Origin of the sequence: Bacillus sp. S71, assembly GCF_016625265.1 — a bacterium.
GTDB classification, from domain to species: domain Bacteria; phylum Bacillota; class Bacilli; order Bacillales; family Bacillaceae_G; genus Bacillus_A; species Bacillus_A cereus.
Genome location: NZ_JACVUW010000003.1, coordinates 292,531 through 317,055, shown reverse-complemented (window position 1 = coordinate 317,055; position 24,525 = coordinate 292,531). Strand labels below are relative to the sequence as shown.

The following is a 24,525-nucleotide window of genomic DNA, read 5'->3' as shown; positions in this document are numbered from 1 at the left end:
AAATGTTGAGAAACAAAAAACGAAAGAAAATTTTATTTTTTTGTATAAATAAAATGTCAAGAAAGATAAAAATTTGATAGAAGAGTATATCGTCATATGAAGATAGTAATTCTTAATGTGACAATATACTCTTTTTCTTTTACTTGCAAGTAGAAAAATGAAGTAGAAGAAACTCGAATATTAAAATGAGTTTATCAGTTTTTGTACGTATTATTATGAAGATTACTGTCGGAAAGATGATAATTCGTATGAAAAGGGATTTTTTAAGGGGGAATCGAATCGTAAAGGGGAGGATAAATTATGTAAAACATAGGGGGATTTATATGAAAATGAAAAAGGTCGCTATCGCATCGATAACAATTGGTACAATGCTTACTATGGCAGCTTGTAGTCCTTCAGCAGATAAAGAAACGGAAAAGAAAGAGCAAGTAACTGCGCAAAATGATGGAGAAGCAAAAACGACAAGTGCAGATGAAGCGTCAAAAACAACGAAAGATACTGAAAAAGAAACAAATACTTCTTCAAATGAAAAAACAGATAAGGATGCAAAAAATACGAAAGAATCATCAGGGACAGAAAGTAACGGCAAAACGTCAACTCAAAACGAAAATGTAAAAACAAAAGAAAAAGAGACGACAGGAAAAACGAATGATCAAACGACTAGCGGGAAAACAACAGATCAAAGCACAAGTACAAACAATAACGGAAAGACAACGAAAGATCCGAAGAAAAGTGTTGCTGTGAAAACGAATGTTAAAGAAGTTGTAGCATTAATTGATAGCTTGGACAAGCAGTTAGCTGCTAATCCGAAATTGGAAACAGTGAATAAGCTTGGCAAACAAATTAATGAAAAGTGGGATGTAATTGAAAAAGAGCTAGAGGCATCACATCCGACGGATTCTAAAACAATCGGTCAAAGTATGTATCCGTTAATTGTAGGAGCGGAGAAAGAAAAAATCGATATTAATAAAATGAAATCTTTAACGACGAAAACGAAAAAAGATTTAAATCAGTTATTGACGAAACTTTCGTAGTTTCAAAAGCCTACTCGTGTCAGTAGGCTTTTTTGGTTGTTGTAATGTGCACAGTATAACTTATTTATTTTCATTTTCAATTACGATGCGAAAGGAACTAAATGCTTGTTGACTGATATAATCTTCTTCGCTAACTTTATAAGGAAATGGAAAAGCGACGAGTTGAAAATTACTTTCCTGATCCACTGAAGGCAATATGAAATTAAAGATTTGCCTCGTTTCAGGTGCAACTTTAGTATAAACGACTTTTCTATTGTTAAATATTTCAACTTGTTTCCAATCTTTAAAAGCCACGATTGCGTAAGTCATTTCATCATTCGTTTCATTACCGTTTGATAAGGTTAATTGCTTGCCTTCCTTTTCAAAGAAGACAGTTTGTAAGTTCTCTTCACGGTTCGTAACAAATAATGGTTCGTAAAGACCATCTTTTAAAATAGCATCTGGATCTATATGGGAGAGTTTTATTTTTTCGCTTTCTTTCTGAGGAGGATGCATTGAGTATCGCATACTTAGAATATCTTCTAAAATGGCTGCTTTATTTAAGTTATTATCTTTTAATTTGTATTCAGGTTTTTTAATTATTAAAAAGGTTAATTCACTTGCATTAGGAGAAGTGTGTAAAGAGATTTTCGTAGTCATTGAACTGTTGGGCTTCATATCAAAAAAATAGTGTGATATTTCATTAGTAGTATCTTCTATTTTAAAAGGTTTTTGTTCGTAATCTTCTAGAACAATCAATCCATATTTTCGGTTTTCGTTAATAGTATGTACGAATGATAATGATACATTAATTTTATTATCCTCACTAGTAATTGTGCTACCGTTGTTAATATGTTGGCCTTGATTATCCTTCAATCCGTAAGAAATAGTATTGGTTTGTTGCTCTCTCTTATTTTCTTTAGAAGGTGGATGAGGTTGTATGATTGAAGTATTGAACAAAATATAAATTGTAAGTAATGAAATGAGTAAAACACCGATAATAATATATATTTGTTTCATAAATAGCACCTCAATATATGTAAAGTATTAGAGAAAAAAGATATGCAAGATGCATATCTTTTTTCTCTTTCTTACCAGAAGGCTTTTGTTTCGTGATTCACATCATTATAACCACTTAATTTATAGGTATGATTACCGATAGCGTAATCATCTCCATAATAAATGCTTGTGTTGGTCGCTGTAGCACTTACAAAGGATGATTTTTTTGCACTATTACTTTTCGTATTTACTAATGAGCCATCGCCATTGAAAGTTCTTGCTTTTGCATAAACATAGTCTTCGGTCGTAGTTGATTTCGATTTCGCAACTGCATATGGGTTACCAAAAAAGGGAGTATATACGCTAATGTTAGAGTCATTCTTAGGTGCAGCTGCAACAGTCAAACTAGGAACACTAGATGTTTTTGTTGATTGAATTGTATCAAAGTCAACTAAAACGGGCTGCTTGTCTACAGTATCGACCTCTGAAGCACTTGCGTTATTAGTAATACCAAAACCTAAAACCGCTAACCCTAAAGTTGTCACCGATAAAGATTTTTTCATATTCACTAATTTTCCCACCTTTTTAAATTTTTGAGTTCGAACTCAATTCATACAATATATGAAAATTTCGAAACTCTCAATGGTTTATCCCATACTTAACTTTTCTTTTACTTTCGATTCAACATGTCTTCATTTGCAAAAAAGCGAATATATCTTCTAATGCTTAGCCAGCAAGGGATACAGGTTTAACTTTATGAAATTCGTGTAAATTTAAATCTATTTATGTCATTATCTCTGTTATTTTCAAGTTCATATGGGAAACTTATTAAAAAAAGGATGGTGACAAAAATGACAATCGATCGAATTTGTACAATTGGACCCGCAAGTAATAATAAAGAAACGTTAGCACAGTTAATAAAGAATGGTATGAAAATTGTTCGACTGAATTTATCGCATGGCACGCATGAAAGTCATAAAGACATCATTCGTTTAGTGAAATCATTAGATGACTCTATTAAATTTTTGGGTGATGTACAAGGTCCTAAAATAAGATTAGGTGAAGTGAAGGGAGAGCAAATTACACTTCAGGCAGGAGATTCTTTTATTTTACATACACAACCAGTTACAGGGAGTAATACAGAAGCAAGCGTTGATTATGAAGGAATTGCGAATGATGTGAAAGTAGGCAGTAGAATTTTAATTAATGATGGAGAAGTTGAATTAATTGTTGAAAAGATAAGTACGGATAAAATAGAAACGAAGGTAAAAACAGGTGGCAATATCTCATCTCATAAAGGAGTTAATTTACCAGATGCGGCTGTTCGTTTACCAGCTATTACAGAGAAAGATAAAAAAGATATTCAGTTTCTTTTAGAAGAGAATGTTGATTTTATCGCGTGTTCTTTCGTAAGAAAACCTAGTCATATAAAAGAAATACGAGATTTTATACAACAGTATAAAGAAACGTCACCTAATGTAATTGCAAAAATAGAAACGATGGAAGCAATCGAGAATTTTCAAGATATATGTAAAGAAGCAGATGGAATTATGATTGCAAGGGGCGATTTAGGAGTAGAGTTACCGTATCAATGCATTCCGCTTTTACAGAAAATGATGATTCAGGAATGTAATCGAACGAATACATATGTCATTACAGCAACACAAATGCTTCAATCTATGGTAGATCATTCTATTCCAACAAGAGCAGAGGTGACTGATGTGTTTCAAGCTGTACTGGACGGGACGAATGCAGTTATGCTTTCAGCTGAAAGTGCATCAGGAGAACATCCAATCGAAAGTGTGAGAACATTACGTCTCGTTTCAGAATTTGCAGAGCATGTTAAAAAAGATGGACCTTTTGCGATGAAAGATGTACTGGAGTTACTGCATAAATCACTGAATGAGTGATGAATAAAAAAAAGAGGGTGGATATGCATCCCCCCTCGTGTTTACTCTTGTTCTTGTTCATCTAAAATCTTATCAAAAGCAGCAGATACTTTATCAAACTCTTCATCATTTTCAATGTATGAAAACTCATTATCTTCTTCTACTTTTAAAAAGAAAATATCAATGTCTTCCTCAGTTTCTGTTTGGATATCTTCAACAAAGGCAACTGCAATATATTCTGCACCTTCGACATCCATTGCTCCAAGTACTTCTACTTCCTGATCCTCATTATTCTCATCGCTAAGTGTAAACACTTCGCCAACTTCAATATCAGACATATTCATTCTCCTCCTGTTCGACTCTAAAAATAGAGCACTCAAACTGTATACATACTAACATATCTTTCCATGAAAAACCAAATTCATACGTAAGAAAACAATTGATTCTTCTTTAGTATGAGTATACAGCTATTAGGAGTATTATTTGTCTGTGCTATATTACTTAATCCATTCAACAATTGTATCCATAGTCTGTCTTGTTTTATCACGCTTTGGCTCTTCTTTACGGTAACCAAAGGCAACCATAACTGATACTTCAAGATTATCGCCTTGTATAATGCCTTCTTGACGAAGTAAAGAATCTACTTCCTCTTTATCAAATCCTTCTATTGGACAAGAATCAATACCGATTTGAGCTGCACTCGTCATCATATTACCTAAAGCAATATAAGTTTGTTTAGATGCCCAATCAAATACAGCACGATCGGATTGTAATAAGTTAAAATCTGTTTCCTGGAACTTTTTGAAGAATTCATATTTAATTTTTTGAGTGTCTTCAGGCAATCCAATAATATCGTTCATCATATATTTAATATACTCTGCATCATAATGCATATCTTTAATGTTTCTTGAAAGAACAATAACAAAATGACTAGCTGTTGCAAGTTGCCCACCAGCGCCCCATGAATACGGTTGTAGTTTTTCTCTTAATTCTTTATTTTGTACGACAATAAATTTCCAAGGCTCATATCCAAAAGAAGAAGGAGATAATCTGCCTGTTTCTAAAATGAATTTGAAATCCTCTTCTGAAATTTTGTGCATAGGATCGAATTCTTTACATGCATGTCTGAAATGAAAAGCCTCCATAATTTTTTCTTTTGTAATTTCTTTTGTATTTGTCATAAAAGTTCCTCTTTTCATGAATTTATTTTTGTAAGTAAATTATATTTTTAAAGTAACATAGATACAAGTACGCACATTTATGTGGTATAGTATCAAAAAAGATACTAATGTTAAGGGAAGGGATTTATTATGGATTGTCCAAACGAAAATAATATAAATTACCCATTTTTAAATAAATATTCTTGTCCAGTTGAAGCTATGGTTGAGGTGATTGGAGGGAAATGGAAAGGGGTAATTTTGTATCATTTATTAGATGGTACAAAGCGGTTTAATGAATTAAAAAGATTAAAACCAAATATCACACAAAGAATGTTAACACTGCAGCTGAGAGAACTTGAAGCAGATGGCATCATACATCGCGAAGTATACCGTGAAGTGCCGCCAAAAGTAGAATATTCATTAACTGAGCTTGGTGAATCTCTTCGTCCAATGATTTTATTAATGATGGAGTGGGCAACTCATAATATGGAGAAGGTTTTGGAGAGTAGGAATACGAAAGATAATAATTAAGAGTTGAAATTGGTATAGATGAGATATGTGAAATAGTTGTAGAAATAAAAGGTGTTTCCATACGTGAAAACACCTTTTATTTCTATATTTTTACTTTTTAACTTCAACTGCTGAAGTTGGAAAGTTATTTAAGTTTGCAATTTGACCATACCAATCAGCATGTTTAAAAACAACACCTTTTCCATATCCTTCAGTTGAAGTACGTTCCCATAGTGTTGTTGAATAGCTAGCGGTAGGGGATGCTGTACGTACAGAAACAATTTGATTTTGCCAACTAGCAGACAAGTTTTTATAACCGCTACTTACAGAAAAATACTCGCTACCTTGATTTGTGCGTTTATAGAAGTCTGTACTACCAGGTCCGCTTCCTCCAACACCAAGGGGAGTGATTGAATTATTCAACCTTTGTTTATCTTTTTCAATAAAAGCCTCTAAACTTTCTTTGCTCGAAAATCCATAAGATAACCAGTCACCATTTTGATTTTGTTTCGGTAGAACTAACGTTATTTTTACGTCTTCCTTTAATGGAGCACTCAATTTGTTAAACGAATCAACAGTCTTTTCATCTACAGTTACATATTCGAAAGAGGAAATCGTATAATCTTTTTCGGTACTAGCCGATACTAATCCCATTCCTCCAGTTAACGACGAAACAGTTAATAATGCACCTGCTACCAACTTTTTCAGCATGGATTCATCTCCTTAAAACTTAGATTTTTTACATAACTAAAATGTATGTTAATTTGAATACATTGTAAATATTTAGAAATTTATAAAAATTAAACAGAATATTCTTTTATTAGTCTTGAGTAAGGAAAGTAATTAAAAATGAAAAAAAGGTTTACTTAAAAAGTAAATCCTTTTTGCCGACCTATCTCAAAACTCTATGGATTAAAGTTTCATTTTATCCATCTATGAATCATACACTTCTTTTGCATTCATAGAAACAGCATCTAATAAAAGAAAAATGGCTGCTATAATATGTAGAAGGATTTCTATATAAGGAAAGAAGGCAACTAGAGTAACGATAATACCTATATAATGAGCGTACGTATTCATCCCTGCTTTTTTAGCTAATAAAATAGTAGTGATATGTAAAGCAATCAATAGTAGTAAAGGTAATCCATCTAGGTTAACAAGACTTGGAAATAAATAATAACAAGGAATTAATAAAAGATGATAGATTCCTGTGATCCACTTTAGTGCTTGTATGTAAGTTTTCAAAGTGAACCCTCCTAAAACAATCCATATCTGTATATTACCAAAAATAATAGGTGATTGGATATTAAATACTTGTGGTTTTTAGTTGAATATAATCTTTTTATGTTAACTAATTGTTTCTTGTTCTATAAAATAGAAAAACCACCCAAACGAGGGTGGTTCGTATTATAAATAACTACTTAAAGAAGAAAGGGAGACCTTCACCTCACTACCTTCCTTCATATTTCGCAGCATAACGGTTTCTGTACTAAGTTCGTCTTCACCAATGATAAGCACATAAGGGATATTCTCTTTATTGGCATAATTAAGGGCACGTTTTAATTTGCGTCCTGCTAGTTCAAGTTCAACTTTTAAGGAAGTGGTACAACGTAATTGCTGGGCAATTTGTAAGCATTGTAATTCTGTCCCGAGTGGGATGATAAATAGATCCGCTGTAGATGAGATTGTTTCTTTCTGCGATAGTGCTGTATAAATAACGTCTAAACCGAATGAAATACCGACTGTTGGATAGTTCATATTATCACCACGGAATGCTCCGATAATGTTATCGTAACGGCCGCCACTACCTATGCTAGATGTAATTGAGCCATCTTTTAGGAAGATTTCATATACAGTCCCTGTATACATTGTGAGTCCTCTTGCTAAAAACGGATTGAATATCGTATTTTCATTTACTCCGAGAGCGATTAAATATTGCTGTAATTGTTGTAATTCGTTTACGCCATCGGCAACGAGTTGGTTATTGAAAGCTTCTTTAAAGTCAGCAATTGTAAGCTTTAGACAAGATAATACAGTATTACATATTGTATCAGCCATTTCTTCAGAAATTCCGCGCTCTAATACATCTTTTCGTACACCATCAATCCCAATCTTTTCGATTTTGTCTAATGATAAAATGACGTCACTCGTTCGTTCAGTAGGGATGTTAATGGACTCGAGAATACCGTTTAATAATTTTCGGTTATTATATTGAATCGTTACTTCTAAGTTTAACGTTCGGAATAGTTCAAACGCCATGCTCATAAGTTCAGCTTCTGCCATGACGGATTCTACACCGACTATATCAACGTCGCATTGTATAAATTCACGGAATCTCCCTTGTTTAATTGGCCCATCTCGAAATACTTTCCCAATTTCATAACGTTTAAAAGGGAGGCGAATATTCGGATTCATCGCCACGACTTTTGCGAATGGAATGGTTAAATCGTATCGTAAGGCAAGGTCGCGTTTTCCTTGATCCTTTAGCGTATATATTTCTTTTAATATTTCATCGCCACCGCCGTACTTGTAAGACATAAGCTCATACATATTTAACGTTGGTGTCTCTAACGGTTTGCATCCGTATCGTTCAAACGTATCTTCACAAGCCCTTTTAATTTTATTTCGCAGCACTTGCTCCTCTGGTAAATAGTCTTTCGTGCCTTTTACATTTTTCATTTCCATTGTAATCACTCCTTTTTTAAATTAAAAAAAGCTATGCAGGTATAAAAATACCCACATAGCTTTATGAACGCTTCGTGGGTCAACAGGAAAAGCCCTGTACCCACGAAGAAAAATTTTTCTTCGGATACACGGCGTTACGTATGATGATGAAGTTGGAAAGAAGTATTAAAATTTCGCATTATAAATCTCTCCTTAACATAAGTTTTTCCAAATTATATCAGATGATTTTTGAATTATCAATATTTTTAGTTTTGAAATATACGTGAAGTTATGTAGGAGAAATGGAAAAGGGTGTATAATAAAACTTAATAATATGAAATAACCTTTTAAGGAGAACGTTATGAAAAAAGATAAAACAAATGCGATGCGAATATTAGATAAAGAAAAAATTGAATATTCGATGATGTCATATGATCCAGACGATGGGAAAATTGATGGCGTATCAGTAGCCGAGAAAATTGGACGAGAAGTGAGAGAAGTATATAAAACGTTAATCGCTCAAGGGAATAGTAAAAATTATCATGTGTTTATTATTCCGGTAGATGAGGAACTAAATTTAAAAGCTGCCGCAAAAGCAGTAAGTGAAAAGAAGATTGAAATGATTGCTGTGAAAGATATTACGAAAGTGTCAGGATATATTCGTGGTGGTTGTTCACCAGTCGGAATGAAGAAGTTATTTTCTACATGTATTGATGAAAGTGCCCAATCACTTGAAACGATGATAGTAAGTGGCGGGAAAATTGGTATACAAATTGAGCTTAAAGTAGATGACTTGGCGAAAGTGACGAGAGCGCAGTTTGGAGAGGTAACGAAGTAAATATACATAGGAAAAGAAGTTCTTGTTTTATTAAATTTAGATAAAGATTTATAGGATAATTAGTCCATTATGAGGACGGATTATCCTTTTTTCTTGCTACTGATCATGAGACGTTATGTTAACCGAGTGTGTATAAAATATTCAACCGAAAACAAACAACATATCAACTCTATAAAATGGTAAAATAGGGAAAAGGGCATTCTGAATAATACCTTTAGAAACCACTATTTATCACATAGGGGTTTTCAAAAAAGTAAAGGGGGGGGATAAATGAAATATATTAATGGATTGTACATAGCACTTATATTGATGATGTTCATTAATTTACTTAATTTCACAATTTTTGATAATAAATACTCAGGGATAACAATGTATCTTTCTTCCGTTATATTCATAATTGGGAGCGCATTTTTTGGAAGTGCAAAACGGCTTAAAATGAGTGAGAAAAAATAAACCTTTTAGGAGGTTATAATCATTAATGAAACAACAAGAACAAGTAATCTTTCGTGAGGTTCAGCGATCCCCAATTTGGGTATGGATACTCATATTAGGGATCTCCATGCTGATGTGGTATGGATTTATTCAACAAATTATTCTTGATATCCCGTTTGGAGATAAACCAGCTTCTAATGGTGTCTTAATTGTTATGTGGTTGTTGTTCGGGATTGCCTTTCCTGTATTAATGCTTGGAGTATTGAAACTGATCATTGAGGTCCGTGAAAAAGGTCTTTATGTCCGCTTTGTTCCTTTTCATTTTCAATATAAGCAGTACCTTTTCAAAGATATACACCATTATGAATGCATTACTTACAGTCCAATAAAACGATTTGGAGGATGGGGAATTCGTTTTAACCTTAAGAATGAAAAAGCCTATAACATGAATGGAAATAAAGGTATAGAGTTAAAGTTGCGATATAACACAGTAGTAATCGGCACTCAAAAATCAGATGAATTAAAAAAAGCACTGGACTCAGTACAAAAAGTATAATGAAAATTAAACTTTAACAAACGGGCACAATTCAACAATTTCTACTAGGTATACCTACTTTAAAAACAACTTAAATTTACTTCAAATATAGAAAATTATGTAAATAAGTTGTTCACTGGATTCCCATAGAAAACTGTGATGAGATGAAATGTTTGATTTTGAAGCACTTCAAAATCTTAGCTAGATGGCTATGTATCGGTACCGACATTAAAAAGGCAGGAACATATCAAATATGTTCCTGCCTTTGATTTTAGACAGATGTTTCCTAACAGTTGATTTTGTAAATGAAAGTCGAATTTAAATCCATATTTTGTGTGAAATATAAAACATATAATAAAAGTATGAGGTGATACAGTGAGAGAGATTCATATTCATAAAATCATTGCGAATAAGAGAAAAGAAAAGGGAATTACGCAGGAAGAGTTAGCGGCGTATATCGGTATTACGAAGGCATCTGTTTCCAAATGGGAGACGGGGCAGAGTTATCCGGATATTACATTTTTACCACTATTAGCATCATACTTTAACATTAGTATAGATGAACTAATTAGTTATACACCACAAATGGAGCAGGAAGATATTAAAAATTTATATCATCGACTAGCCGAAGCTTTTAGTGAAGAACCGTTTGATGAAGTAATGATGGAGTGCAGGGGAATAATCAAAAAATATTATTCTTGTTTTCCATTATTAATTCAAATAGGAATACTTTTTATTAATCATCACATGTTAACAGAGGACACGGATAGAGGAATTGAAATTTTAGAAGAGGCAATGAATCTCTTTAGCAGAGTGCAGGAAGAAAGTGACGATGTTTCTCTTGTGAAAGAGGCGGCATCGTTTCAAGCAACTTGCTATCTTATACTCAATAGACCAAATGAGGTGCTTCAATTACTTGGCGAAACGATACGTCCTAACTTTCCAGAGGAAGATCTAATCGCACAGGCGTATCAAATGCTTGGAAATACTGAGAAGGCAAATGAAGTGATGCAAATTAGTATGTATCAACATTTAATACAACTCGTTGGGACAATACCGAATTATGTAGTAGTAAATGCTTCAAGCGCTGAAAAAGTAGAGGTAATTTTAAATAGAGCTTTTATGTTAATAGATATATATGAATTAGAAACGTTACATCCCAATATGACTTTAAAAGTATACTATGCTGCTGCACAAGTATATTGCATGCAAGGGAATTTTGAAGGTTCATTAGAAATGCTACGGAAATATGCAGCGGTTTGTACGAATAGTTTCACAGTAAATAGCCTGCATTTACACGGCGATTCCTATTTTGATGCGATTGATGGATGGTTTGCAGAATTTCCACTTGGTGCTAAAACAGTTAGAAATGAAGAGATTATAAAGCGAAGCATGCTACAAAGCATTGCAGAGAACCCGGCTTTCGTTCCGATGAAAGATGTAAGAGAGTACAAAAATATAATAGCGAGTTTGAAATTCAAATTAGATATAACGGAATAGAAGGAGGATTAATATAATGATCTTTGATGAATATGAAGTAGCGGTAAAAAGTGAATTAACTTTGCAAGGTACGATTACAAAGCCAAAAGCTGGTGGGAAGTATGCTGCTGTTGTAATTATCGCTGGATCTGGAGAAGTTGATCGTGATGGAACGATAGTACCGCTAAAGCTTGAGTCGAACATATATAAAGATTTAGCACATGTAATGGCGCAACTTGGAGTAGTGACGCTCCGTTTCGATAAGCGCGGAGTAGGAAAGAGTAACGGAGAAATTCTGAAGACTGGAATGTGGGATTTAGTTAGTGATATAGAGGCCATGATAACGTATTTAAAAGAACAACCATTTGTTGATCCAGAAAATATCATTTTAGCTGGTCATAGTGAAGGGTGTATGTTAGCCACTGTAGTAAACGCAAGAACACCAGTTAATGGACTCATACTTATTACAGGAGCTGCAGAATCATTAGAAGAAGCTACAAAAAGACAAAGAGAAATTGCTTATAAAGAACTAAAAGAGCAGAAAGGAATAAAAGGAAAACTAATGCGTCTTCTTAATGTAGAGAAACGCGGAGAAAAACAGATGGAAAAAATAAAAGAGAAAATGATGAACACAGAAAAAGATACGATTAAAGTTGGTTTTAAACCGATGAATGCAAAGTGGTTTAGAGAGCATTTTCAGCATGACATCTATAAAGACTTACAACAAGTAACATGTCCAGTACTAGCTATTGCTGGTGATAAAGATATTCAGGCTGACCCTGAAAGAGCGAAGCGGATCGGTGAGTATGTGAAGGGTGATTCTGAAGTACGTGTAGTAAAAAATATGGATCATAGTTTAAAAAGTTTTGAAGGTGAATTTAAAGCATTAGAGTTTAAAAAGAATTATGAAGAAGGGGCAGGAAAGCCACTTCATCCAGAGTTGGAAGAAATAATTGTGAATTGGATGGAAGCACATTTTATCCCGGGCAGTAAGGCTTTTACATCAAAATTAGGTGAGGAAGTTGGGAAAGAAAGAAACTGCTTGTAAAAGATTGGTTGTTGAGTGGGAATCTAGTTTAGTATATAAAATTTTTTTAATGAAAAAATCTGTTAAGAGATAGGTTTTTTATCCGATTCTCATTTAAAAACGAACATTTTTAGTTGTTTAATCGGAAATGTTCACTTTTTTCTTGCGCATATACTAGTAGTTTGTTATATTATCCATATAATAATTTTGAATAACATCACTCGTATATACTCGGTAATATGGTCCGAGCGTTTCTACCTAGTTCCCAATGAAAGAACTGGACTACGGGTTAAAGTATTCGGGCGCTCTATGTAATGTGCGCTACCGATTTATAATTTTGCATGTGCTTAATTAACTTTGACTACCGTAGTTCTAGAAAGTAGAGATTCTTCTACAATTTCTAGAACTTTTTTTGTTTGGACCAAAAGCATCGAGTATAGAAAACAACAAGAGAAAGAGGAGATTATTTATGAAGAAGAATACGTTGAAAAAATGTGCTGCCCTAGTAACTACTGTTGCATTGTCATTCTCGATACTTGCGGGATGTGATGCGAGTCCGAAACAAGTTGAGGCAAAAAGCAATCAAAAACCAATCTTAATTCAAGGGCCAATGCCGATAGAAGCAGAAAAGTTTGCGAAAAGGCTAAAAAATGTGAAAGAAGAAAAGTCTGGAACTTTTGTATTTTATAAAGGAACTGTCGACAATTATCCTGTAATCGTTGCGAAAACAGGTAAAGGAATGGAGAATACAGCAGCTGCTACAGCGGTGGCTATTGAAAAATATAAACCTACAGCAATTATTAACCAAGGAACATCAGGTGGACATGATCCAAATTTAAATGTATTTGATATTGTGTTAGGAAAACAAGTTGCAAATATAGGTTCATTAAAAACGACCAATATGGATGAGAACAAAGGAATTGAGCCGACAAAATGGATATCTATGGACTTAATGGCTTCTGAAGGAAGTGCAGGAGAAGATCCAAATGCTGAGAAAATCCGATACTACGAAGGAGATAAGGAATTACTTGCAGCGGCTCATGCAGTGAAAGATAAATATACAAAAGGTAAAGTAGTTGAAGGTACGATTGGTTCAGCAGACGTTTGGAATAACGAAGTTGATAGAATTAAGTGGTTCCATACAAAATACGGTACATCTGTAGAAGAAATGGAAGGAGCTGCTGCAGCTCAAATCGCAAAAGCTTATGACGTCCCGTTTTTAGGGATTCGAGTATTATCTAATAATAAAACAAACGGTGGGAAATACAACCCAAATACAGCAGCGGCAAATCAAGAATATGTATATGAAGTAGTTAAAAAATATATAGGTTCAATGCAAAGTAAATAGTAGTAGTTCTGTTCCAGCATAAACGTCAAGTAACTGTAAATGTTTTCGAGACGGATAAACTTGTCTTAGGAATGGTAGTTGAAAAAGAAAAGCTTGTTTCTTATAGAAAATATAAGAAACAAGCTTTTTTATTTAAAATAAATTGGGTAATTAAACTATAACATCAATATATACCGTTGAATATCATAATAATATAATGGAGGTGATGTTATATGGCTCTTACTACAGGACCAATTGAAAACGTAGGAAATCAACCTGCTAATGCAAATAGAGTTAGGGTAAAAATCCTTAACCGTACTGCGGGCCCACTTACTGGAGTAGCTAGAGTTTTTAGACTTGACGGTTCATTAGTATTAATTGAACAGGTAAACTTCAATGTAAATTCTAATGCTTCTACTTTTGCAACTCTAAGTTTAGTTCATCCTGCTCTTGGACAAGCATTTGAATATGAAGTTCAAATTGTTCCTAATCAACCTGGTGGACTATATAGTGTTTATGGACTAACAGCTGACAGTGTTATCATTACTGCACAACGTATTGTGAACTCAGAATTGACACAGTTTCTTTAATTAAAATAGATTGGTGCCTACATGGTATCCAATCTATTTTTGTACGTATTATTCAGAGAAAGAAAGGTTTTACACAAAAATAAAGACAGTTATGGAAAAAGGAAAAGTCGAGCTATCATCTTGATTTTTATCCCGCTATTTGCCGGGCAGTAAGACCACCACCTCAAAATTCAGCGGAAGCAAAGAAGTTAGGTGAGGGAGGAACGAAATCCCACTGATTAAAGTTTCACTTTATCTGTTTTGTGGCACGGTTTTCTTTGAATGCTTTTTATTCAAACTGTTTTTTTAAGTATTTATCAAATATGCATTATTGCATAAATAAATTTAAATTTATAAGTTAATATTAAACTACTTTTTAATTGTAAAGAATATTTTAATAATCTTTACGGGAGAAGGATATTTCTTGTGAAAAGTAAAATTGTTTGGAAAGTAGATAAACAAAAAGTTTGGAAATGATATAAACTCAATAGAGTTTTGTATTAAATAAAAAGAAAAGGGTGGGTATGGGTTTCTAAAAGTTTTGGGGGGAGAAAGCATTTTTTAGTTGGTAGCTTCAAATTATATTTTAAAGGGGAATGGGTATATGAAGTTTCGAAATACAAAGATTGCTATGATTACGCTATCTTCATTTTTTATTTTAGGTTCTGCATCTCTATCATTCACAGATACTATACACGGTGAAGTAGCTCCTGCATCAGCACAAGAGATTATTGTAAAAAGTTATGACGATACATATTATAATAACGCAATAGGAAAAACGGGCTTAGAATTAAAGAAGGAACTGCATAATATTATTGATAATCATACAAAGTTATCATACAGTGCGGTTTGGGAAGCACTAAGAGATACTGATGAAGATCCAAATAATAAAAATAATGTGATACTCTTATATACTGGTCGTTCGCAAGGGAAGCTTACGAATGGATCAGGAGTAAATAACTGGAACCGTGAGCATGTTTGGGCAAAATCTCACGGTGACTTTGGAACGACTGCAGGACCTGGAACAGATCTACATCATTTAAGAGCGACGGATGTATCTGTAAATAGTTCACGTGGAAATTTAGATTTTGATAATGGTGGTGTGAATCATTCTGAAGCGACAGAATGTAAATATGATAGTGATTCTTGGGAACCTCGTGATAGTGTAAAAGGAGATATTGCTAGAATGCTGTTTTATATGGCTGTTCGTTACGAGGGGGACAACGGCGAAATAGATTTAGAACTAAATGAAAAAGTGAATAACAATAAAGATCCATACATGGGGAAACTATCGGTTTTATTAAAATGGAATGAACAAGACCCGGTCGATGATTTAGAGCGAAAGCGTAATGAAGTGATTTTTACAAAATATCAACATAACCGCAATCCTTTTATTGATCATCCTGAATGGGTAAATAAAATTTGGAACTAAGATTTTTAAAGGTATTATATTTTGATAGAAGGGATTGATCATTATGATCAATCCCTTCTTATATTTTTACTAGAATAAATGATTTTTATAGGATTGAAGAGGAGAATAGGATAGATATTTTATCAAGTTAATTATATATGGGTATTTTAGTACGGTCCCCACTCAATATTCACCCCAACAATAAGAAAAACAAGTCCAATGATAAACCAAATGAGTGCAAGTGGAGCCATGAAACGAATCCATTTTCCATAAGAAATCCCGCTCGCTGCGAGAACGCCCATTAAAACACCAGAAGTTGGATTTAAGCAGTTTACTACACCTTCCCCAAGCATAACAGCCTGTACTGTAACTTGGCGTGTAATGTGCATGAAATCAGCTAATGGAGCTAATATCGGAATAAAAATAACCGATTCTCCTGTCCCGGATGAAATAAGGAAATGTAATGCGGCACTACTTACGTACATACCGATAACGCCAAATACAGGGCTTTGTCCTTCAAGAGCTTGTGCGAGTTGGTTAACGATTGTATCAAGTAATTTGCCTTGTTCTAAAATGACTGAAATACAACGAGCCATTCCGACGATTAAAGCACCGTATATGAGATTTTGGCAACCTGCTAGAAAAGTAGAAGCGATATCGTTTGCTTTCATACCACCTATTATTCCGGCTGTAATTGCTATGAAAATAAAAGTAGCGGTCATTTCTGCGTCCGTCCAATGTAGACGAAAAGCGCCTATTAAAAATACAATTAACGATAAAGCTGAAACGAGTAAAATTAATTTATGACGTATCGTCCAAGGAACTTCTTTTTTCTCTGTTTCTTTTTCGCTTGAAAGAGCGTTACTTGGAAACCAGTTGTCGCCAAGAATGCTTCCTTTATTCGATTTTTTCAAGCGCTTTACATACCAATTAATATAAAGGATAGTGGCAAGTAAAAAAGATATATAGATTGCGGTGCGTAAACCAATCCCGGAAAACATCGGAAGTTCTGCGATCTTTTGTGAAATGCCTAAAGGTGAGGGAGATAAAATAGTAGCATTAAAACCAGCATAAGTGCCTAAATAAATAATTGCTACACCGACGATAGCGTCCCATTTTAACGTGCGTGCAACGATGATACCGATGGGGATAAAACCGATAACTGAGTTAACGATAATACCAGTCGTTCCAAGAATAGAAAAGAGCGCAGCAACTATACAAATGAAAAGTAATTGCTGATTCCGAAATTTGTTAATAACATGATAGATTAAACCGTCAAGAGCACCTGTTTTTTCAAGAATTGCAATAGCTCCACCTGTAAATAAAATTAGAAAGATAATAGGAGCAGCAAGTGTCATTCCTTTTTCAATAGCGGTAAAAAAAGAAACAAATCCTACGGGTGATTGCGGAACAGAATGGTAGCTACCTGGTATTGTCGTTGTAACGGTCCCGTTTGTAACCCTTTTAAATTCTCCAGCAGGAACGAAGTACGTAGCAATGGCGCAAAGTAAGGCAATAAAAAATAGTAGTACGTACGCATCAGGCATTTTAAACTTTTGTTTACTAGGTTGTTTTTTTGCCTCAGTTTGTATTTGCATAAAATCCCTCCTTCTTCACTTGATTAATTTTTAATATTCTGAATTTAATCTGTGAAATAGATTATAATAAAGGTAGCTTCTTAAGGCAATAGTTTTTGTATCCTTTTCCCGCACATACAAATTATTGCAATATTAGACAGGGAAACGATAATAAGCCAAGAATATGTTATGTAGAAAGAAAAAGGAAAAGAGGGAACAAGATGTGGAAAACTACTGATTTATGTGATGAATTTGAAAAGGAATTACAAATATGTCGACAGTCTTTTCGGTCTTTTGGGAAGAAAGAACAATTCTACGGAAAAATTGCAACTGTAAAAGTGAAAGATGATAATGTACTAGTGAAGGAAGGATTGCAAACATTACCAGAAGGAACAGTATTAGTTGTTGATGGCGGAGCGTCTACGAATTGTGCGTTACTCGGTGATAATTTGGCAGCTATTGCGGAAGAAAGAAAGCTAGCAGGAATTATTGTGAATGGGTATGTTCGTGATTCTAGTGAACTAAAGAATATTAATATTGGTATTTTAGCATTAGGAACGATGCCAAATAGAAGTGTGAAAGAAGGAAAAGGAGAACGAAATATTTCATTGCACTTTGGACAAGTAGAATGGAATCCAAATGAATATGTCTATGCGGATGAAGATGGCGTCATTATTAGTGAAAAGAGTTTACATAGTTAAGAGTTAATAAGTTATTATTCTTAGAAAATAAATCCGATAAAGCATGGACAAAATTCTTTGTCAATAGTAAAATAATACAGAAATTTAAAATTTACAGAATGTATAGGTTTATCGTTTTACGATAACTTAAATGGAAGTAAGTTGTGCCAAGAAAAGTGAATGTTATCACAATGATACGTTCATAAACAAAATTATTTTTCCTATACAAATATAGCCGCGAATAATGCGGGTAGGAGGTGTTGTACATTTTTGTTCGACACTTACAAAAAGAGAGTGTCAATCGCACGCCCTTGAAGGGCCTTTTTTTGTGTAAATGGTAGTAAGGGAGGAAATTTTGGGATGGCAATGTTGAAAAAATGGCTGCTTACGTCTTTAATGGCAGTGACACTTGTATTTGTTTCTTTTGCGAATACAGTACATATTACGTTTGCTGAAGGAAATACAGCAAAACTTGCAATTATTGGGGAATCACAAAAAGGCATTATGTTATGTCCGAAAGAAGAGCAAATTAAAGATGGGGAAACAGCTTTAAGTTTGCTGCAAAAGGTCATGGGGGACAAAGTAGAATCTGAAACGATGTCGTTTGGAACATATGTAAAAGGCATCGATGGTTTAATGGCCGGAGCTACAAGTGGTTGGACATACGATGTAAATGATACATCTGCACAAGTTGGGGCAGATAGTTATAAATTAGAGTCTGGTGATGTGGTTGTATTCCGTTTTGTTTCAGACTGGAGCAATATGAGCCAGGAAACATTGAAAGAAACGTTAGATAAGTTCGGGACGTGTAAAACAGAAGAACCTAACGGTGGCAAACCAGAAGAACCAAAGACGGATGATCCAAAACAAGAAAAACCAGAAGAACCGAAGACGGATGATCCAAAACAAGAAAAACCAGAAGAACCAAAGACGAATGATCCAAAACAAGAAAAACCAGAAGAACCAAAGACGGATGGTTCAAAACAAGAAAAACCAGATGGTACAAAAACAAATGATGAAAAACCAGAACAACCAAAGCAAGAGAACATTCAAGATCCAAGTGCACAATTAAACGAAGCCATTTCTAAAACATCAGACAAGATGTTACAAGATGGAATTGAAAGTGATTGGGTAGCTGTAGCGCTTTCTCGTTCTGGAAAGAATGTGCCAATTGAGGCAAAATTAAATTATGTTAAGTCAGTAACTGAAAAAGTAGAAAAGCGCATTAATCGTTTTTCAGCGACAGATTTAGCTAGAACAATTATTATGATGAATGCAATGAGTGCAGACCCTAAAAATGTAGGTGGACATAATTTAGTTCAAAAATTGTATGAGTCAGATAAAGTGAATTCTGTTACAGGTTATGCATTTGCTTTACTTGCATTTGATACGAAGAAGTATGAGATTCCAGTTGAATCAAAATGGAACAGAGTTGCTCTAGTGGAAGCACTGTTAAATAATCAGCATACAGACGGTGGATGGACTTATAATAGTTCAGGTAGTAAAGATAGTGCTAGTAGCGTTGATGTAACAGGTATGGTTTTATCAGCATTAGCTCCTTATCAAGAGCGATCAGATGTGAAACCAGCTATACAAAAAGCTGTTGCGTATTTATATAACGAACAGCTGCAAAATGGCGGTTTTTCAGCTGATGGACAAGAAAATTCAAATAGTACTGCGCAAGCAATTATTGGATTATCACTTGTTAAAGATGTAGATCAAAATCGTCTTCATAAGGCAATGCAAAACCTATTATCATATCAACTTTCAAATGGTGAATTTAAATGGTTACCAAGTGATCAAAATGGTAACGGAATGGCTACAGAACAGGCTCTTTTAGCATTACTTCAATTTAAGGAAATGGGAAAATCTATTTATGATTGGTCTAATGTAGACGCTGGTGATGTAATTAAGCCAAAACCGATTGAAGAGCCAGAAAAGGTCGTTGAACCAGAAAATAATGTAGTAGAAAAAGAAGTTACTGAAGAACCGAAAGAACAAAACCAAGTACAACAAGAAACAAAAGATGAAAATCTAAAAGTAGTTGTAGATAACGAACCGGTTAAGAATAAAAAAATCGGAAACGGTAACAGTCTACCAAAAACAGGAGCATCTTCTCATAGTGCAGCAACAGAAGTAGGTATGGGTGTATTATGTATTGCTTCTGCATATGTATTATGGAGACGTAAAGCAGCTTAACAAAAAATTAGGAGCAATTATTTGCTCCTAATTTTCGTATGAAAGGTGAGAGATAGGATGAGTAAGGTGAAATGGTTCATTTTTTTACTGCTTTCGCTTGGGCTACTTGCCGGATGTGAAGAGGCAGCTGTAAAGCCTGAGAAGAAGGTAGAACCGAAGCAAGAAGAGGTAGCGAAACAAGAAGAACAAAAAGATGAAGCGAAGCCGGAAGAAAAAACAGAAGAAAAGCAAGCTGAATCAGAGCAAAAGCAGCAAGAAGAGCAGAAAGAGAAACAAGAACAAAAAGTAGAAGAGAAGCCGAAAGAGGAAAAGCCGCAGGCACAACCAGAGGTAAAGAAAGAAGAGAAACAACAGGAACAACCGAAAGAACAGCCGGCTGTAAATAAGCAACCAGAGCAGCAACAAGCACAAGAAGAGAAACAACAACCGAAAGCACCAGAAGTAAAAGAAGAAGCAAAGGTTGTGAATCAGCCGAAAGAAACACCGAAGCAGGAGCAAAAGAAAAAGTCAGAGGAGAACAATAGTGTACCAGCTCCACCAACACCGGTACCACCACCAAATCCAGTGCCACCACCAGTACCACCAGTACCTAAAGCAAAACAAGTAACAATCTCGGTAAAAGGAAATAACGGATATATAATGGGTGCGAAAAAGATGGATGTACAAGATGGCGATACTGTGTATAAAGTATTACAACGTACAGGATTAGATGTTGATGCAAGCGGATCTAGAGATAGTATTTATGTAAAAGGTATTAATGATTTATATGAAAAAGATATTGCGGATACTAGTGGATGGAAATATCGTGTGAACGGTGCTTTTCCAAACCATAGTGCTGGTGTAGCTACGGTAAAACCAGGAGATACAATTGAGTGGGTATACGTATTACAATAAGAAAGGCATTCGGTAAAGGGCTATGAAAATAAGTTTTTCTTCTTTACATCCTTTTGTGAATTTTTTCTATTATATCGGGGTGATGATACTATGTATGATGTGTCTTCATCCTCTTTTTTTAATTGGAGCAATAGTATTAATTATTATGTTAAATGTGATGCAAGGAAATAGCGAAAAGATAAGAAAGATGTTACCGAGCACAATTGTTTTCTTTTTTATGGTAATTTTATTTAATTCGTTATTAACGCATAGAGGTCGAACTACGTTGTTTTGGTTAGGTGATAGCCGTATTAAGCTTGAGGCGATTATGTTTGGAATAGTAATGGGGTTATTACTAGTTGCAGTTATGTTTACGTTTGCGTCATACAATGATATTATTTCCAGTCATAAATTTTTATATTTGTTTTCAAGAATTTCACCGAAAGTTGCATTGTTAACGATGATTACAGTGAGATTTGTTCCTTTGTTTATAAGGCGATTAAAGAAAATCACACTTGTTCAAAAGACGAAAGGTGTGCAGGTAGATTCAGGTTCGATAATTGAACGCGTCAAAAATGGTATGCAATTGCTGCAAGTATTATTAATTTGTTCATTGGAAGATGCACTGCAAACGGCAGATTCTATGCAAGCTCGTGGATTTGGTGTAACGAAACGTACGACATATATTCGCTATAGAATGGAAAAACGAGATTGGTATACGCTCAGTTATTTAAGTATTCTATTTATAATTGCTATCATATGTAGTACGTATGGCGGAGGAAAGTTAATCATTTATCCGAAAGTCGAATCTATTTTATTTCAGCAATACGATGGGATGATGTTTATCGTATTTACGATGTTTATTAGTTTACCAATTATAATGGAAGGAAGGGAATGGTTATGGTGGCGCATGCAGAAATAAACAATTTATCATTTGTATATGCTGATGAAAACGAAAAAGCGTTACAGCATATTTCTCTTTCTGTTCAAAAAGGAGAGTTTATTGCACTTGCCGGCGGATCAGGATCCGGGAAGACGACTTTATTAAAACATTTTAAAAAAGAATTACTTCCAATTGGTAAGCGTACTGGGGATACATATTATGATGGTACTTTATTAGAAAATGTACCTGATTTGTTATCTGCTCAAGAAATTGGTATGGTATTTCAAAATCCAGAAAATCAACTCGTAATGGATACAGTTATTCAAGAATTAGCATTTTCTTTAGAAAATATTGGGTTACCATCACATATTATTCAAAAACGAATAGCAGAGCTTATTAGCTTTTTAGGATTTCAAGATTTATTGCATCAATCTGTTCACACGTTATCTGGTGGGCAAAAGCAACTTGTTAATTTAGCTGCGGTATTAGTTATGCAGCCAAAGTTATTATTATTAGATGAACCGACAGCACAATTAGATCCAATTGCTGCAAAAGAGTTTTTAGGATTATTAAAACGGATTAATGAAGAACTTGGAATTACGATTATTTTAAGTGAACATCGTTTAGATGAAGTTATCCCGCTTGCAACACGCGTTGTTTGTATGGATAATGGCTGTATTATGTATGATGGTAGTCCTAAAACTGTTATTACGAATATGTGGGGAGTAGAAACATTCCGTCCATTTATTCCGCAAATTCCAAGGCTATTTTTAGAGTGGAATGTGAGAGATATTCCGTTTACGGTGCGAGAGGCGCAAATGAAAATGAATAATTTTTCAGCGATATCATATGTAAATGAGCCAATAGCACAAAGTGAAAAGCAAGAGGTAATTTTAAGCGCAGAGCATATTTCATTCCAGTACGAAAAAAATAGTCCGCTTATTTTACGTGATTTATCAGTTTCGATTGAAAAAGGAAAATGGGTAGCGCTCGTTGGGAAGAACGGTACAGGTAAGTCTACACTGTTAACAATTTTAGCAGGATTACAAAAAGCGAGAAGAGGGAAAGTAAAGTGGAACGGGAAAGTGATACATAAAATCGATTCGAAAGAACGGTTTAAAAGTATTGGGTATGTATCGCAGCATCCATATTATCATTTTACATTTGATACAGTGTGGGATGAGGTGTATGAACGTGCACGTGAATTATATGGAGAACAAGGAAAAGAAATAGCAGAAGATACGCTAAAACAGTTTTGGTTGTATTCGCTTAAAGAACGCCATCCGCATGATTGTAGCGGAGGAGAGCAACAACTTCTTGCATTATGTACAACGTTATTATCAAAGCCAACGCTATTATTACTTGATGAACCGACAAAGGGGTTAGATCCATGGAAGAAAGAAAGAGTAGGAGAACTATTTAGGGAGCTGCAAAAAGAAGGTACAACAATTGTAATGGCAACGCATGATATTGAGTTTGCAGCGAAATACGTGGATCAATGTATGATGTTATTTGATGGAGCAGTTATTATGAATGATGCACCGAAAGAATTTTTTAGTGGTAACTTCTTTTATACAACATCTATTAATCGATTCATTCGAAAAGAATTGCCATATGCATTAACGTGGGAGGATGTGTACGAAGCGTGTCCAAACGATATGTTGCATTCATAATAGGTATTTTTGCAGTAATAATAGGCACATTACTCTTTACTACACTTATTATGGACGGTTATTACATGTTAAGTAGTTTGTTTTTATTAGTTGTTATTATGTTACCTTTCTATATCCGTTTTGAAAGGAAGGCGTTTGTTTCACGTGAAATTGTTCTCGTTGCTGTATTAGCGGCAATTGCAGCAGTTAGCCGCGTACCATTTTCTATTTTACCGAGTGTACAACCAACTTCTTTTGTTATTATCGTTTCTGCAATTGTGTTTGGAAGTGAAGCGGGTTTTATGATCGGTGCAACAGCAGCGATTGTGTCTAACATCTTTTTAGGGCAAGGTCCGTGGACGCCGTGGCAAATGTTTTCATGGGGTATGATTGGTTTTATAGCTGGATTATTGCGCAATACATTTTTAATGAAAAAGCTATGGGGAAGACTCCTGTACGGATTGTTTGTTGGATTTTTATTTGGCTGGATTATGAATTTCTGGGGACTTCTCGGTTTTATACGAGAGGCAACGTGGGAAACAGTCATTTCGTATTACATCGCAAGTTTTTATTTCGATTTGAGCCATGCAATTTCGAATGTTGTCTTCTTACTATTATTTAGTACTTCTTGGATTACGATTCTCACAAGATTTAAAAAGAAATACGGTATATTAGATAAGCATAACATAGCATAGAAAAGCATACTCATATAAGGTAGGGTCGCGACTTACATATTCGTTTGCCTCTTTCATGCTTCTTACATATTGTAAGGAGCATTTTTTATTGTCAAAAAATAGTCCAATATATA

At 34.5% G+C, this 24,525-nt stretch carries 25 protein-coding genes and 1 riboswitch; of the genes, 17 read left to right on the top strand and 8 right to left on the bottom strand.

Translation table 11 applies throughout. The features are described from left to right. The first annotated feature begins 323 nt into the window (after positions 1 to 323). Complete coding sequence (locus tag IBT51_RS08520) at positions 324 to 1,034, top strand: hypothetical protein (protein ID WP_000782542.1); 711 nt, start codon at positions 324 to 326, stop codon at positions 1,032 to 1,034. A 60-nt stretch (positions 1,035 to 1,094) separates the two neighbouring features. Here the strand turns inward: IBT51_RS08520 and IBT51_RS08515 are convergent, their stop codons facing one another. Continuing rightward, positions 1,095 to 2,033 (bottom strand): hypothetical protein, encoded by a 939-nt coding sequence (locus IBT51_RS08515; protein WP_088022254.1) that lies wholly within the window; start codon positions 2,031 to 2,033, stop codon positions 1,095 to 1,097. Between the two features lie 71 nt (positions 2,034 to 2,104). Next, on the bottom strand, positions 2,105 to 2,581 hold the full coding sequence (locus IBT51_RS08510; protein ID WP_069355958.1) for a XoxI protein: 477 nt from the start codon (positions 2,579 to 2,581) through the stop codon (positions 2,105 to 2,107). Positions 2,582 to 2,863: 282 nt separating this feature from the next. On the opposite strand from IBT51_RS08510, the gene IBT51_RS08505 reads away from it, so the two are divergent. Further along, positions 2,864 to 3,922, top strand: a complete 1,059-nt coding sequence (locus IBT51_RS08505; protein WP_000151078.1) for a pyruvate kinase — start codon at positions 2,864 to 2,866, stop codon at positions 3,920 to 3,922. Positions 3,923 to 3,963: 41 nt separating this feature from the next. Here IBT51_RS08505 and IBT51_RS08500 read toward each other — a convergent pair whose 3' ends face one another. Then, positions 3,964 to 4,245, bottom strand: coding sequence for a DUF1292 domain-containing protein (locus IBT51_RS08500; protein ID WP_003271045.1), 282 nt, complete (start codon positions 4,243 to 4,245; stop codon positions 3,964 to 3,966). Between the two features lie 153 nt (positions 4,246 to 4,398). Further along, entirely contained in the window at positions 4,399 to 5,082 is a 684-nt protein-coding gene (locus tag IBT51_RS08495) for an NAD(P)H-dependent oxidoreductase (protein WP_200458146.1), read from the bottom strand. Positions 5,083 to 5,211: 129 nt separating this feature from the next. On the opposite strand from IBT51_RS08495, the gene IBT51_RS08490 reads away from it, so the two are divergent. Next, positions 5,212 to 5,592 carry a winged helix-turn-helix transcriptional regulator gene (locus IBT51_RS08490; protein ID WP_071731050.1) on the top strand — a complete coding sequence of 127 codons (381 nt, stop codon included), beginning with the start codon at positions 5,212 to 5,214 and terminating at the stop codon, positions 5,590 to 5,592. A 90-nt stretch (positions 5,593 to 5,682) separates the two neighbouring features. Here IBT51_RS08490 and IBT51_RS08485 read toward each other — a convergent pair whose 3' ends face one another. The 3 genes from IBT51_RS08485 to IBT51_RS08475 all read right to left on the bottom strand — a co-directional run bounded on the left by IBT51_RS08485 (position 5,683) and on the right by IBT51_RS08475 (position 8,256). Continuing rightward, the gene (locus tag IBT51_RS08485) at positions 5,683 to 6,282 is read right to left on the bottom strand and encodes a hypothetical protein (RefSeq protein WP_023522519.1); all 600 of its coding nucleotides are present in this window, start codon (positions 6,280 to 6,282) and stop codon (positions 5,683 to 5,685) included. A gap of 222 nt (positions 6,283 to 6,504) precedes the next feature. Beyond that, positions 6,505 to 6,816 carry a hypothetical protein gene (locus IBT51_RS08480; protein ID WP_000860701.1) on the bottom strand — a complete coding sequence of 104 codons (312 nt, stop codon included), beginning with the start codon at positions 6,814 to 6,816 and terminating at the stop codon, positions 6,505 to 6,507. A gap of 162 nt (positions 6,817 to 6,978) precedes the next feature. Then, a complete protein-coding gene (locus IBT51_RS08475) occupies positions 6,979 to 8,256 on the bottom strand; it encodes a histidine--tRNA ligase (protein WP_200458147.1) in 1,278 nt (425 codons plus the stop codon). A gap of 340 nt (positions 8,257 to 8,596) precedes the next feature. On the opposite strand from IBT51_RS08475, the gene ybaK reads away from it, so the two are divergent. From ybaK to IBT51_RS08435, 8 genes are all read left to right on the top strand, one after another. Then, positions 8,597 to 9,073: a Cys-tRNA(Pro) deacylase gene (ybaK, locus tag IBT51_RS08470; RefSeq protein WP_000710852.1), complete on the top strand. Its 477-nt coding sequence runs from the start codon at positions 8,597 to 8,599 to the stop codon at positions 9,071 to 9,073. 270 nt (positions 9,074 to 9,343) lie between these two features. Continuing rightward, positions 9,344 to 9,526: a hypothetical protein gene (locus IBT51_RS08465; RefSeq protein ID WP_000875160.1), complete on the top strand. Its 183-nt coding sequence runs from the start codon at positions 9,344 to 9,346 to the stop codon at positions 9,524 to 9,526. Between the two features lie 25 nt (positions 9,527 to 9,551). Next, positions 9,552 to 10,061 (top strand): DUF6141 family protein, encoded by a 510-nt coding sequence (locus IBT51_RS08460; protein WP_200458148.1) that lies wholly within the window; start codon positions 9,552 to 9,554, stop codon positions 10,059 to 10,061. Between the two features lie 354 nt (positions 10,062 to 10,415). Beyond that, positions 10,416 to 11,540, top strand: coding sequence for a helix-turn-helix domain-containing protein (locus IBT51_RS08455; protein WP_001206782.1), 1,125 nt, complete (start codon positions 10,416 to 10,418; stop codon positions 11,538 to 11,540). A 16-nt stretch (positions 11,541 to 11,556) separates the two neighbouring features. Continuing rightward, positions 11,557 to 12,567, top strand: a complete 1,011-nt coding sequence (locus IBT51_RS08450) for an alpha/beta hydrolase (protein WP_086422613.1) — start codon at positions 11,557 to 11,559, stop codon at positions 12,565 to 12,567. 180 nt (positions 12,568 to 12,747) lie between these two features. After that, positions 12,748 to 12,851, top strand: a riboswitch (purine riboswitch). A 164-nt stretch (positions 12,852 to 13,015) separates the two neighbouring features. Beyond that, a complete protein-coding gene (locus IBT51_RS08445) occupies positions 13,016 to 13,894 on the top strand; it encodes a 5'-methylthioadenosine/S-adenosylhomocysteine nucleosidase (RefSeq protein WP_078400313.1) in 879 nt (292 codons plus the stop codon). A gap of 212 nt (positions 13,895 to 14,106) precedes the next feature. Next, a complete protein-coding gene (locus IBT51_RS08440; protein WP_001229424.1) occupies positions 14,107 to 14,463 on the top strand; it encodes a hypothetical protein in 357 nt (118 codons plus the stop codon). A gap of 583 nt (positions 14,464 to 15,046) precedes the next feature. After that, positions 15,047 to 15,874: an endonuclease I family protein gene (locus IBT51_RS08435; RefSeq protein WP_053563973.1), complete on the top strand. Its 828-nt coding sequence runs from the start codon at positions 15,047 to 15,049 to the stop codon at positions 15,872 to 15,874. Positions 15,875 to 16,020: 146 nt separating this feature from the next. Here the strand turns inward: IBT51_RS08435 and IBT51_RS08430 are convergent, their stop codons facing one another. Beyond that, positions 16,021 to 17,451, bottom strand: a complete 1,431-nt coding sequence (locus tag IBT51_RS08430) for a YfcC family protein (protein ID WP_001166978.1) — start codon at positions 17,449 to 17,451, stop codon at positions 16,021 to 16,023. A gap of 200 nt (positions 17,452 to 17,651) precedes the next feature. Between IBT51_RS08430 and rraA the strand changes: the two genes are divergently transcribed. From rraA to IBT51_RS08400, 6 genes are all read left to right on the top strand, one after another. Next, on the top strand, positions 17,652 to 18,131 hold the full coding sequence (gene rraA, locus IBT51_RS08425; RefSeq protein WP_000266049.1) for a ribonuclease E activity regulator RraA: 480 nt from the start codon (positions 17,652 to 17,654) through the stop codon (positions 18,129 to 18,131). A 339-nt stretch (positions 18,132 to 18,470) separates the two neighbouring features. Next, positions 18,471 to 20,309, top strand: coding sequence for a DUF4430 domain-containing protein (locus IBT51_RS08420; RefSeq protein WP_200458149.1), 1,839 nt, complete (start codon positions 18,471 to 18,473; stop codon positions 20,307 to 20,309). Between the two features lie 57 nt (positions 20,310 to 20,366). Beyond that, entirely contained in the window at positions 20,367 to 21,203 is an 837-nt protein-coding gene (locus IBT51_RS08415) for a DUF4430 domain-containing protein (RefSeq protein WP_078401128.1), read from the top strand. Between the two features lie 22 nt (positions 21,204 to 21,225). Further along, the gene (locus IBT51_RS08410) at positions 21,226 to 22,104 is read left to right on the top strand and encodes an energy-coupling factor transporter transmembrane component T (RefSeq protein ID WP_015055161.1); all 879 of its coding nucleotides are present in this window, start codon (positions 21,226 to 21,228) and stop codon (positions 22,102 to 22,104) included. Next, a complete protein-coding gene (locus IBT51_RS08405) occupies positions 22,077 to 23,738 on the top strand; it encodes an ABC transporter ATP-binding protein (RefSeq protein ID WP_015055160.1) in 1,662 nt (553 codons plus the stop codon). The genes IBT51_RS08410 and IBT51_RS08405 overlap by 28 nt, the downstream gene beginning before the upstream one ends. Further along, a complete protein-coding gene (locus tag IBT51_RS08400; RefSeq protein ID WP_000044913.1) occupies positions 23,711 to 24,412 on the top strand; it encodes an ECF transporter S component in 702 nt (233 codons plus the stop codon). The genes IBT51_RS08405 and IBT51_RS08400 overlap by 28 nt, the downstream gene beginning before the upstream one ends. The last annotated feature ends 113 nt before the right edge of the window (positions 24,413 to 24,525 follow it).